Annotated in this window: 14 protein-coding genes; 12 read left to right on the top strand and 2 right to left on the bottom strand. The window is 32.4% G+C overall.

What is annotated here, in order from left to right; genetic code table 11:
• Position 1 precedes the first annotated feature (1 nt).
• The 12 genes from ACXHHC_RS02000 (at position 2) to ACXHHC_RS01945 (ending at position 8,679) form a co-directional block, all read left to right on the top strand.
• On the top strand, positions 2 to 634 hold the full coding sequence (locus ACXHHC_RS02000) for a LolA family protein (RefSeq protein ID WP_458227980.1): 633 nt from the start codon (positions 2 to 4) through the stop codon (positions 632 to 634).
• A gap of 13 nt (positions 635 to 647) precedes the next feature.
• Entirely contained in the window at positions 648 to 2,087 is a 1,440-nt protein-coding gene (locus ACXHHC_RS01995) for an LptF/LptG family permease (protein ID WP_458227979.1), read from the top strand.
• Entirely contained in the window at positions 2,080 to 3,225 is a 1,146-nt protein-coding gene (gene ribB / locus ACXHHC_RS01990; protein ID WP_458227978.1) for a 3,4-dihydroxy-2-butanone-4-phosphate synthase, read from the top strand. The genes ACXHHC_RS01995 and ribB overlap by 8 nt, the downstream gene beginning before the upstream one ends.
• Before the next feature lie 140 nt (positions 3,226 to 3,365).
• Positions 3,366 to 3,872, top strand: a complete 507-nt coding sequence (locus ACXHHC_RS01985) for a GDP-mannose mannosyl hydrolase (protein ID WP_458227977.1) — start codon at positions 3,366 to 3,368, stop codon at positions 3,870 to 3,872.
• A gap of 83 nt (positions 3,873 to 3,955) precedes the next feature.
• On the top strand, positions 3,956 to 4,492 hold the full coding sequence (locus ACXHHC_RS01980) for a cupin domain-containing protein (RefSeq protein ID WP_458227976.1): 537 nt from the start codon (positions 3,956 to 3,958) through the stop codon (positions 4,490 to 4,492).
• Between the two features lie 84 nt (positions 4,493 to 4,576).
• On the top strand, positions 4,577 to 5,092 hold the full coding sequence (locus ACXHHC_RS01975; RefSeq protein WP_458227975.1) for a TetR/AcrR family transcriptional regulator: 516 nt from the start codon (positions 4,577 to 4,579) through the stop codon (positions 5,090 to 5,092).
• 50 nt (positions 5,093 to 5,142) lie between these two features.
• Positions 5,143 to 5,808: a TIGR02117 family protein gene (locus tag ACXHHC_RS01970; protein ID WP_458227974.1), complete on the top strand. Its 666-nt coding sequence runs from the start codon at positions 5,143 to 5,145 to the stop codon at positions 5,806 to 5,808.
• Between the two features lie 5 nt (positions 5,809 to 5,813).
• Positions 5,814 to 6,197: an inner membrane protein YiaA gene (gene yiaA / locus ACXHHC_RS01965; protein WP_458227973.1), complete on the top strand. Its 384-nt coding sequence runs from the start codon at positions 5,814 to 5,816 to the stop codon at positions 6,195 to 6,197.
• A 153-nt stretch (positions 6,198 to 6,350) separates the two neighbouring features.
• Complete coding sequence (locus ACXHHC_RS01960) at positions 6,351 to 6,671, top strand: hypothetical protein (protein WP_458227972.1); 321 nt, start codon at positions 6,351 to 6,353, stop codon at positions 6,669 to 6,671.
• Positions 6,672 to 6,703: 32 nt separating this feature from the next.
• Positions 6,704 to 7,054 (top strand): YciI family protein, encoded by a 351-nt coding sequence (locus ACXHHC_RS01955; RefSeq protein WP_458227971.1) that lies wholly within the window; start codon positions 6,704 to 6,706, stop codon positions 7,052 to 7,054.
• A gap of 27 nt (positions 7,055 to 7,081) precedes the next feature.
• A complete protein-coding gene (locus ACXHHC_RS01950; protein ID WP_458227970.1) occupies positions 7,082 to 7,429 on the top strand; it encodes a YciI family protein in 348 nt (115 codons plus the stop codon).
• A complete protein-coding gene (locus tag ACXHHC_RS01945; protein ID WP_458227969.1) occupies positions 7,429 to 8,679 on the top strand; it encodes an RNA polymerase sigma factor in 1,251 nt (416 codons plus the stop codon). The genes ACXHHC_RS01950 and ACXHHC_RS01945 overlap by 1 nt, the downstream gene beginning before the upstream one ends.
• A gap of 37 nt (positions 8,680 to 8,716) precedes the next feature.
• Here ACXHHC_RS01945 and ACXHHC_RS01940 read toward each other — a convergent pair whose 3' ends face one another.
• Together ACXHHC_RS01940 and ACXHHC_RS01935 are read right to left on the bottom strand one after the other, a co-directional pair.
• A complete protein-coding gene (locus ACXHHC_RS01940) occupies positions 8,717 to 9,694 on the bottom strand; it encodes a glycosyl hydrolase (RefSeq protein ID WP_458227968.1) in 978 nt (325 codons plus the stop codon).
• 205 nt (positions 9,695 to 9,899) lie between these two features.
• Positions 9,900 to 12,452 (bottom strand): TonB-dependent receptor domain-containing protein, encoded by a 2,553-nt coding sequence (locus tag ACXHHC_RS01935; RefSeq protein WP_458227967.1) that lies wholly within the window; start codon positions 12,450 to 12,452, stop codon positions 9,900 to 9,902.
• Positions 12,453 to 12,471 lie beyond the last annotated feature (19 nt).

Here is a 12,471-nt window from a genome sequence, read left to right as displayed (position 1 = left end):
GATGAAAAAAGCATTCGTTTTTATAGTTGCATTAGGAATACAGACAATTTCATTTGCACAAAACAACCCAAAAGCAGCTGCTTTATTAAATAAAGTAAGTACTACTTTAGAAAAACAAAAGAACATTAGTCTTGAGTTTGATCATACCTTAGAAAACAAAATGGTAAACATTAAACAAACAAGTAAAGGTTCTGCTATTATAGAAGGTGATAATTATTTGGTGAATTATTTAGACAATACCATTCTTTTTGATACTAAGAAAACCTATATTATTTCGCCAGAAAACGAAGAGATAAATATTACTGCTAAAGAAGATTCAGACGACGAGAGTATGACTCCTTCTAAGATGCTATCGTTCTATAAAAAAGGGTATACTTTTAAATTGAGTAAAAAAGAAGGGGCTATACAGTACATCAAACTTCTTCCTACTCAAGAATCAGAAGAAGTATCTCACATTATTTTAGGTGTAAATACAAAAACAAATCAGATTCAATCTTTAATGGAAGTTGGTAAAAATGGAACCAACACAAGTTTTACAATTACTTCATATAAAACCAATCTAGACTTAGCTGCAAATACCTTTGTATTCAACAGAAAAAAATACTTAGATTTGGACTATTTTATTAACGAATAAGTAGAACACTTTCTTGAAAACACTAGATAAATATCTTGTAAAAAGTTTTTTAGTTCCTTTTATAACCTCTTTTTTAGTGGTTGTTTTTGTATTGGTAATGCAAGCCCTCTGGTTGGTGTTTGATGACATTGCTGGTAAAGGAATTGAAGTAATTATTATTTTTAAATTTCTTTGGTACATGTGCTTGTTTGTTACTCCACAAGCATTGCCAATATCCGTTCTATTGTCCTCTATTATGACTATGGGGAACTTAGGGGAGCATTATGAATTAGCTGCAATTAAATCTGCTGGTATTTCATTTTATCGTTTTTTAAGACCCCTAATTATTTCTGTTGGAATTATTTCCATTGCAAATTACTTCTTAATTAATTACACCTATCCATATGCCAGTTTAAAGCAAAAAAACATGCTTTTAAATATTAAAAAAACGCAACCTACAATGGCATTGGTAGAGGGTAGTTTTAATAATGAAATTCCTGGCTGGAGTATAAAATTTGCGAAAAAATACGGAGAAGAGAATAATTTATTAGATGATGTATTAATTATTGACACCAAAGGAAACAAAGAAGATCATTCTATTATAACAGCAAAGCATGGAGAAATTACTACCGAAGAAGGTAGTAAATACATGACCTTAGTGTTAAATGACGGTCATTATTTTGAAGAATTTACGCATGCTCAAAACAAGAAAAAAGACAAAGCATTAATGCCGGTAGCTATGGCTAAATTTGAGAAATACACGATTAACATAGATATTTCTGATTTAACCAGTGCTGATTTGGAAGAAGAAAAGTACAAGTATCACTACACTATGAAAAATATGTCGCAATTAAGCGCTAGTTCAGATAGTTTAAAAGCTACTTACGACTTATATATCGACTCTAAATACAAATCACAACAAGCACACATTCAAGCTACAAAAATGTCTCAAACACTAGACAGTGTAGCTAAAACAATGCTAAACCCTATTGTATTGCAAAATTTTAATTTAAAAACCAGAAAAACAATATTATCGCAAGCAAAAGGTGCAGCAGAAAGCAAATTAAAAAACATAAAGAGCTATAAAGATTACTTTAGAAGAAGACGTAAAGAATTAAACAATCACGATTACCAATATCATTTTATTTTGACAAGTTCATTGTCTTGTTTATTGTTATTCTTTGTAGGTGCTTCTTTAGGATCTTTGATTAGAAAAGGAGGTTTTGGACTGCCTATGGTAATTGCCATTATTATTTATGTTACCTACCACTTTACCAATACTTTTGGTAAGAATATGGCAGAGGAAAGTAGTATATCCGCCATCATTGGTGGATGGTTAGGAACCATTGTAATGACCCCTTTAGCTATAGTATTTACAAATAGGGCATCAAAAGACCGCGGATTCTTAAAATTTGACGTAATTTTGACCCCACTTAAGAAATTATTCAGCAAACTGAAGAAAAAAGATGAGTAAGACACAAGAACCTATAAAATTAAATAGCATACAAGAAGCCATAGAAGACATTAGAAATGGAAAAATGGTAATTGTTGTAGACGATGAAGATAGAGAGAATGAGGGAGATTTTATTGCTGCTGCTGAAAAAGTAACTCCTGAAATGATCAACTTTATGGCACAATACGGTCGTGGACTAATCTGTGCTCCTTTAATTGAAGAAAGATGTAACCAGTTAGGGTTAAATATGATGGTTGATGATAATACAGTATTACACAACACTCAATTTACCGTATCTGTAGATTTAATTGGTCATGGATGTACTACTGGTATTTCTGCACATGACAGATCTAAAACCATTTATGCTTTAACACAAGAGGAAACCAAACCTATTGATTTAGGTAGACCTGGTCATATATTTCCTTTAAAAGCTAAAGAAGGTGGTGTTTTACGTAGAACAGGACATACAGAAGCTGGAGTAGACTTAGCTAGATTGGCTGGTTTAAAGCCCGCTGCAATTCTAGTAGAAATCTTAAATGAAGATGGTAGTATGGCTCGTTTGCCTCAGTTAAAAGAAGCTGCAGACAAATTCGACTTAAAATTAATTTCTATAGAAGACCTCGTTTCTTACAGAATGCAACACGACTCTTTAATTGATAAAATTGAAGATTTTGACATAGAAACTCGTTTTGGTACATTTAGACTGAGAGCTTATAACCAAACAACCAATAATCAAATTCACATAGCTTTAACTAAAGGTTCTTGGAAGAATGATGAAGAGGTTCTTTGTAAAGTTACTTCTAATGCATTTGGGAATGATATTTTAAATACATTAACCAACGAACCTGGAGATCGTTTGGGTAGAATTTTCGAAAAAATAAACGAAGAAGGAAAAGGTGCTGTAGTATTTATCAATCAAGAACAGTTAGTCTTTAACTTAACTCAAAGATTAAAAGACTTAAAGAATCAACAAAAAGGAATTACTCCAAAAGAAAAATCTACGACTCCAATGGACGAGAAAGATTTTGGTATTGGAGCACAAATTCTACACGATATAGACATTACCAAAGTAAAACTAATGACCAACTCTTCTGCACAAAAAAAGCGTGTAGGAATTACTGGTTACGGTCTAAAAATAGTAGACAGAGTAAATTACTAGAAGTAACATCCAAATTAAACACAAACCACCTAAATAGAATTATTTAGGTGGTTTTTTGTTAAAAAACATAACATAGTCTTTACTTAAAAAAAGTAAAGACTATGCCTAGAATACTTACTTTTGAAAATTAATTTAGCACTATGAAAAGACTCCCTAAAGAAGCCTATACAGAAGTAGTTAGAAACACCCCTTTGGTATCTATAGATTTACTTATTGAAGATATTAATGGAAAAATATTATTAGGATATCGTTTAAATAGACCCGCAAAAAATTCTTGGTTTGTTCCGGGTGGTGTAATTCGAAAAAATGAAAATTTTATAGAAGCTTATCAACGTATTTCTAAAGATGAGTTGGGAATAGAGATTGACTTTTCTGAATCTTCTTACGTTGGTCTTTACGAACATATTTATGACGATAATTTTGCAGACGATGCTAGTTTTAATACACATTACATTGTAAATGCTTTTCATATTAAAATAAACCTTGCAGATATTGAGCTACCCAAAGCACAACATTCTGACTATTGGTGGGCAACTAAAGAAGAACTCTTAGCCCATGATGCAGTTCATACCAATACTAAGAACTATTTTAATGGTTACAAAGCCTTTAGTAATACTAAGAAAGTAGATTTAGAAGTTAGTATTTAGAGCAAGATCTATTTATACACAAAACACTTCTTAGACATTTTTCTAGAAGAGTTTGTTTAATTTATGGTTATAAAAAAATAACAATGGTATTATTTAAGAGAGCATTACCTATTTTTTCAATCGTCATTTTCTTTTCATGTCAACCCAAAAAACATGAACATAGTCATAGTACAATAGCAAACACCCCCGCTTATGTATCTTCTGAAAAAGGAAAAGTTTGGAATGTATTTGGCGTAAAGATTATAGGTAAAATTTTAAGTGAAGATACCAACGGAGCATATTCTGTAATTGTTACCGAAACCCCCGCTGGTGGTGGTCCACCCAAACACATTCATCAACACGAAGATGAATTATTCTATGTCTTAAAAGGAAACTATATATTTTATTGTGGTATAGATAGTATTGCGGCTACAGAAGGAGATTTTATACGTTTGCCAAAAGGCATTCCACATCATTTTAAAAATAGAGATAGTATTACTGGTATTACTATGAATACTATTACTCCTGGTGGTTTTGAAAACTTTTTTAATAAAGTAGCTATCATGACTCAGAACAAGACTTTAACTAGAACTAAAGTTGATTCATTGGCCCATAAGTTTGGGATTCAGTTTTTAAAATAAGGCTTAACATTCTTTTAGAAATCACCACTTCCCTTTTTTGATTGAAAAAAACACCTACATTTGTAAGTGATTACTCACATCAACATGACAGAAAAGAAAGAACAAATATTAAGTACAGCGTTGGCACTATTTGCTGAAGAAGGTTTTGCAGCTACATCTACGAGTAAAATAGCTAAAAAAGCAGGAGTGTCAGAAGGTTTGATTTTTAGACACTTTGGTAGTAAGAAAAAATTGTTAAAGGTTTTGATGGAAGAAACACAAGAAAACATATATCAATTGTTTACTCCTATTTTTAACGAAACCAATGCAAAAGAAGTTTTAAAGAAAACCATAAACTTACCATTTACTATAGAAAAGAAACATTACAATTATTGGCAATTACAATACAAACTAAGATGGGAGCCCGAGTATACTAACAGTGATAAATTCATTCCTATCTTAAATAAGTTTGAAGATGCCTTTAAAAAGTTAAACTATGAAAACCCTAAACACGAAGCTATGATGCTAAACCATATTCTAAACAGTGTTGCTATAGACATATTATTAAATCGTTTTGATCCTACTTATGTAGATTTCTTAAAAGTAAAATATCAACTATAAAAAAATTTACTCAAACATGTAAGTGATTACTCACCATAAGCTAATTCAGTATGAAAAAAATCAAAAAAATTATCCTAGCCATCCTTGTGTTTGTATTAATGTATGCATTGGCATTATTAATATTACCAAAGATTACAATTCAAGAAAAAAAGGTGAATCATAAAAAAGAAATAGAAATTTACCTTAAATCCAACGGAGTACACACAGATGTTGTACTTCCCATTGTAAATCCTATTTTTAATTGGAATACCAAGCTCAATCAAAATCATACTTTAAAACCCAGCAATAAAATGCAATACATAGGTATTGGCTGGGGAGATAAAGGCTTTTATCTAAACACTCCCACTTGGGATGATCTAACTTTTAAAACCGCGTTTAAAGCAGCTTTCGGTTTAAGCTCTACAGCTTTGCATACTACCTACTATCAAAAAATAAACGAAAGTGATTTGTGTTATAAAATACTTTTAACACAGCAACAATACAAACAGCTCTGTACATATATAGTTAACAGTGCGGTTTTAAATAACAATCACTTTACACCTATAAATACCAATGCACAATACGGTAACCACGATGCTTTTTATGAAGCCAAAGGAACCTATAGCATTTTTAAATCTTGTAATACTTGGACAAATAGAGCACTAAAAACAGCAGAACAAAAAGCGTGTCTTTGGACAATACTAGACACTGACATTTTAAATAAATACAAAAAATAAAAATCATGGAAAATCAAAAAACATCAAACGCGTACGTAGCAGCATCATGGGTTGCACTTGGAACAGGAACCTTAGGATATTTAATTGGACTGGTAAGGTCTGATATGGCACTTAATGAAAAAGGATACTATTTTACATTGATTATGTTTGGACTTTTTGCAGTAGTATCGTTACAAAAAGCCGTTAGAGACAAACTAGAAAAAATTCCAGTAACAGAATTGTATTACGGTATTTGTTGGTTTGCCACTCTAATAGCTATAACATTATTAATTATTGGACTTTGGCATACAGAACTATGGCCAAGTGAAAAAGGGTTCTACGTTTTTGCTTATTTATTAGCATTGTTTGGAGCCATTACGGTTCAAAAAAACATTAGAGATAATCAATAACAACTTTAGTTTACAAGTATTACTAAACCTCATAAGAATGTATCTTATGGGGTTACTTTGTTTGGTATTTATAAAAAAAAACAAAAAAACTGTCCCCCTACTCTAAAATAGCTTCGTCTTAAAGGTGTATTAACAATCATAAACATATTTAAAATGAAAAATTTTCTAGTAATTTATTATTCAACACCTGAGAATATGGCTGCTTTTGCTGCTTTAAGTCCAGAAGAAACACAAACTGCAATGCAAGCTTGGGATGTTTGGAAACAAACCTTTGGAGATGCAATAACCGATTTAGGAGCTCCTTTAATGCCACCAACATCTGTAGGAAATACCACTCCAGAAAACTTACCTAGCCAGTTAATTTCTGGTTACTCTATGGTTCAAGCGGATAGCTTAGAAGAAGCTAAAACACTTTTTAAAGAGCACCCGTACAAAGAGAATGGAATCCATATCTTTGAGTGTATTGACCTATAAAAACAAACTAATAACTTTTAAAAGAATATATTATGAAAAAATTTATGATGATTTTTATTGGAGCAAACTATGAGGAACTAGGTTTATCTCCAGAAGAAATTCAAGAACGTATGGGGAAATGGTTTGCTTGGAACCAAAAAATGGAAGAGGATGGAATTGTGGTAAGTGGAGAAGCTTTAAAGCCAGAAGTTACTCATATCAATACCAAAGACCAAACAAGTAAAGATAACGTTGCAGTTGAATCTAAGGAATTAGTAGGTGGTTTCTATGTTTTTAAAGCCAAAGACTGGGATGCTGCTAAAGAAGTGGTTAAAGGATATCCAGACTATGGTTTAGAGGGTACATTAGAACTAAGAGAAGTAATGGAATTTGAAGACATGTAATTATAAATAATCTTTAAAAAACATATTATGAAAAAATTTATGATGATTTTTATTGGAGCTTCAAACGAAGAATTAGGTCTAGCTCCAGAAGAAATTCAAGAAAGAATGGGAAAATGGTTTGCTTGGAATCAAAAAATGCAAGAGCAAGGCATTCTGGAATCTGGAGAAGCTTTAACACCTCCAGTAACACGTATATCTGGAACAGAAAGAACAATTACAGACAATGTTGCCGTAGAATCTAAAGAGTTGGTAGGTGGTTATTATGTTTTTAAAGCCGAAAACCTAGAAGCCGCTAAAAAAGTTACGATGGACTATCCTGACTATGATTTAGGAGGAACTGTAGAATTAAGAGAAGTAATGGTATTTGACAACTAATGCAAGACAATATAATTGACCATCTTTTCAGACATCATCATGGAAAGATGGTCTCTACTTTAACACGTATTTTTGGACTATCGCATTTAGAAACAATAGAAGATGCAGTACAAGATACTTTTATACAGGCTTCTATTAAATGGAGAACTCAAATTCCAGAAAATCCAGAAGCATGGCTTACTGCTGCTTCTAAAAACCGTGTGTTAGACCTTTTTAGACAACTAAAATCGTCTAAGAATAGAGAAGAATTATCTTATTCTAGTGCAGAGGCAATGGGTATGGCCGAGCTCTTTTTAGATTCTGAAATAGAAGACAGCCAACTGCGAATGATTTTTACAGCTTGCCATCCACAACTTCATCAACTAGAACAAATAGCTTTTGCCTTAAAAACCGTTGCTGGATTTAGTGCGAAGGAAATAGCATCGGCTTTGTTAACCAAAGAAGATACTGTTAAAAAACGTTTAACAAGAGCTCGTAAAACCATCCAAGAGCAACAAATATCTTTTAGCATTCCTACAGGAAACCACCTTCCGGAACGTTTAGATAAGGTTTTAGAGGTTTTGTATTTAATTTTTAACGAAGGTTTCCACTCTAATAAACAAGACATTCTAATCCGGAAAGAACTATGTGGAGAAGCAATTCGTTTGTGTAAATTTTTACTGAAAAATAAAACTGTTAGAAACTCTAAATGCTATGCCTTGTTTGCCTTAATGTGTTTTCATGCTGCCAGGTTAGATAGTAAATTGGACATAAATAACGAAATTGTAGATTTAAAAAATCAGGATAGAAAGCTTTGGTACTTTCCATTAATAGAACTTGGGAATAGCTGTATGTTTAAAGCTATGGATACGCATTTGCTTTCTCCTTATCATTACGAAGCTGCCATTGCTGCAGAGCATTTAAAAGCAGTGTCCTTTGCTACAACCAATTGGAATAAAATATTAGATTGGTACCAACAATACATTCAGCATTATCCTTCTCCCTTACTACTATTAAACACGGTAATGGTTTATTTACAGCTTAAGAATACAGAAACCGCTTATGCAATTTTAAGTGATTTAAAAGAAGCTGAATTTAACCAACGTGTCTATTTATTTTACGGAGCTAAGGCAGAATACTATATAGAAATAAAAGAAAACTACCATGCTATGGCCTATTTACAAAAAGCTATTGATCATACCAACAATGAAACAGAAAAGAAATTTTTAAAGAAGAAGCTAGAAAGAATTAAAACCGATGCCAGTAAATAAAAAGCTCTAAGATATAAATCAATAGAGCTTTTTTATTTTATTCAACCAATTTAAACGTTCTTATATAATCTACATAAGTTGTTCTTTCTTCTAGAGAACCTAACTCTGCCCTACTCCCATTTTCTGGAACCGGATTCCAATCATAACTTTCTATGGAAAATTGCATATACATTTCTTGATCCATAGGAACTGGTGGTGTTAAGGTGTATTGATACTCTCCATCTAAATAAAATAACAACTCAGTAGTGCTTTTCCACCAAAAACCATACACGTAATACTTTTCGTGATTCTTTGTCGGTGTTCTTATATAATCACTATCTTTAATATTATTGGTATTACATATATCATTTCTTCTAAGTGCATTAGAATGAAATATTTCATCCCAACCTTTCTGTTTCATCCAAGCCGTTGCCTCATCACTCATTACTCCTACAGATTCAGTAATATCTATTTCGTGTTTCTTATTACAGTCATTATTGAATCCCATTAACCAAAATCCACCTCCTAATTCGGTTTTATTCATTTTCATTCTACACTCATAATAGTTTCCTACTCTTGTTGTTGTCTTAGACCTTAAAATACCTCCATAAAAAGTATAATCAACAGGTGTACCATTAGCTCCCCAACCAGATCTTGTTATTGGGGTAGGTAATTTCCCTACCTCTATGGTTAACTCTTTATTTTTAATTTTTAGATTTTTTTCTTGAAATAAAGCAGGCTTTCGTCCATACCATAATAAATATGGGTGAGCTCCTGGGTCTGTAAACCATTTATTACTGTCTATTTCAGGCCCTTCAAACTCATCTGTTAATTCTGTTACTGCTTCCCATGTTTTTCCACTAGGTGTAGGGTCATTAATTGTAAAATAGGGACTATAATTATCTGGTATATCAGTTTCATCAACTTTGTCCTCTACTTCTTTATCCTCAGTTGGTGGTATAAAAGTACTGTCACTATTTTTGCTGCAAGCAATAAATAATAGCACTCCAAAACATAAACTTGTATTAATTTTCATTTTTTCATTGATTAGTACATTTAAAAATACCATATTATTCAATTATGATTAGTTTCATATCTCCTTAAGAACGTAGTATATGTATAACAGGTATTTATTCAATTACCTAATAACGGTTAATTCATGACTCTAAAGACTTAGTTTTAACGTAACAAAAAACCCTAGCCAAACAGCTAGGGTCCCTTATTATGTGATGTTTTTTATATTAAAACTCTTTCTTCCCAAACTCACTTTCAATAAACTTAGACTTGTTACGTAACTTGTTGAAAGTATATGTCAAGTTCAGACTAACCACATCCACCTCGTAGATATAATTTGTAGTCGTAAAAAATTCATTTGGTCTACTCGTTGTAATTCTTTGCTCGTTAGACTTTAATAAGCCCATATCTATGTTCTGCCATTGCAACGTTGCCATTAAATGATCGTCTAAGAAAGACTTACGGAATGTTAAATTAGGACTATAAAATCTAGAATCTTCTCCCATAGCGGTAACTCTATCAGAAATATAGTTAAAAGCAAATTGAATAGATGCATTCTCCCAGAACTTATAAGTAGAGTTTAAGTTGATTGAATAAATGGTAGATTCAGAATCGATATCATAAGTAGTAGGAACTCCATTTCTGTGATTGAATTTAAAAATTCCATCCACAGCATAGTTGTAAACATTCGCTCCAATAAAGTTAGTCCAGTTTTTAGATGGCTTAATAGTTGCTCCTATTTCTAAACCAATAGCATTACTCTTACCAACGTTAGAATATACACGGTTTAAAATAGAATCGTTTACTACAAAGCTTCCCCCTTGCTCTTCGTATGCTAAAGAGTTAACACGGTTAATTACATTTTTAGTATGTCTGTAATAAGCAGTAGCATAGATAGAATTTCCACCTTTAAATTTTTTATTGATTCCTAACTCTACCAAGTCTATAAACTCTGGCTTTAATTTATTGTCTCCTTGTTCGTATACTTCTGAATGCTCACGTTCTGCAAAACTGTTCATTTTAAAAGTAGTAGTACGTACCACTCTCTTACTATAAGCTGCTTTTACATTTGTTTTAGCATTCACCTTATATTGTAAAGAGGCAGATGGGAATAATTTTACAAAATCATATTTGTAAGGAGCTCTATCTGCTGTATCAGAATCAAGAGACTCTGAATATTCTCTATCCATAGACTCTAAACGTACACCTGCATTGTAATCCCATTTATCTGAACTTCCTGATAATTGAGCATATCCAGCATGAATGGTTCTTTTTAATTGAATATCACTAGAGAATTCTGGAACTTCAACAAAATCGCTAACTGGTTGAAGTGTACCCGTACTATTTCTTCTATAACTAAACTCTCCTTCATGATCTAAATGTCTAAACTGGTAACCTGCTTCGATAGTACCAAAACTAAACGGCTTGAATTTATAGTCTAAATTAAAACGAGTTCCGTTTAATGGATTGTCGTTGGTATTGTATTCTTGTTGGTAAATAGTACCATAAGCAGGAGTATCTACATTGTCATTTTCTGTAGGACCTCCTAAAAAAGTGTATTCGTATAAAGCTGAAGCAGAAATTTTAGACTCATCTTTAAACTTATGTGTATAATCTAAACTTGCCAAAGCAAAGTCCCCCTTACGAGTTCTTAAGTTATGATTGTAATAATTAAATCCTGAATTAGGAATTGGATTTCCACTAGCATCTGCTTTTGTATTTGTATAAGAAATATCTGCCAAACGGTCTTTTTGCTTCTTTCCTGCAAATACTCCTAAAGAGAATTCATCATTGTCATTTGGAGTGTAATCAACCGTAAATCTTGCATTGTAAGCCTCCACATCAAAACTACGTTCTCCAACCGATGGCAACATGTTCTTAGTATTGGTTTCATCAATAATATATACATCTCCTACTCTTCTACCAGAAATATCACTACGTTGGTAACTAGCCCCAACAGAAAAATTCCATTTATCGCTTCTTGTATTGTAAGTTACGTCTGCTCCGTATCGTTTTGGATATTCTTTAGTATCGTATAATTCTATTGCAGGAAAACCACCACGAACATTTACTTGTAAATAATCTCCGTTAACTGCTCCTTTTTTAGTGATGATATTTAAAATCCCACCTGCTCCTTCAGCATCGTACTTTGCAGATGGTGCTGTAATTAATTCTATCTTTTCTAAGGCATTGGCTGGTAACTGAGCTAAAATATCAGCTGCATTTCCTTGTGTAGGTTTTCCGTTTAATAAAACCGCAAAATTATTGCTTCCACGCACACTAATATCTCCATTTGCATTTACAGCAACAGAAGGCATATTTTTAACTACATCAACCGCATTTCCTCCTTGTGCTGCCTGAAACTTATCAGCATCAAAAACCTGTCTGTCTATTTTATGAACCACAGTTGCAGCTTCTCCTTTTAAAACTACAGCATCTAACTCACTACTGTTAATAGACAAAGCAATAGTCCCCAACGCTACCAAAGCATTCTTTTTAGCTACTTTTACGTTCGTTATACTTTTGGTCTTATACCCCATAAAAGAAGCTTCTATAGTATATGTACCTACTTTTAAATTTTTAATTAAAAAAGCTCCATTTGCACCAGTAATAGTTCCTGTAATAACTTTCCCTGTTTTTGTATTATAAACAGATGCTGTAGCATACTCTAAACCTTGTTTACTGTTTTGATCGATAATTTTTCCTGTTACCTGTGCAGAAGCTACACATGACATTAACACAATTGTAAAAACTGTGATAATACGCTTTAGTACATTCATTGTATTGGTTTCTATTTAA

It is taken from the genome of Wenyingzhuangia sp. IMCC45574 (assembly GCF_054182685.1).
The sequence above is the reverse complement of the archived record's forward strand: the minus strand, read 5'-3'. Positions and strand labels throughout refer to the sequence as shown.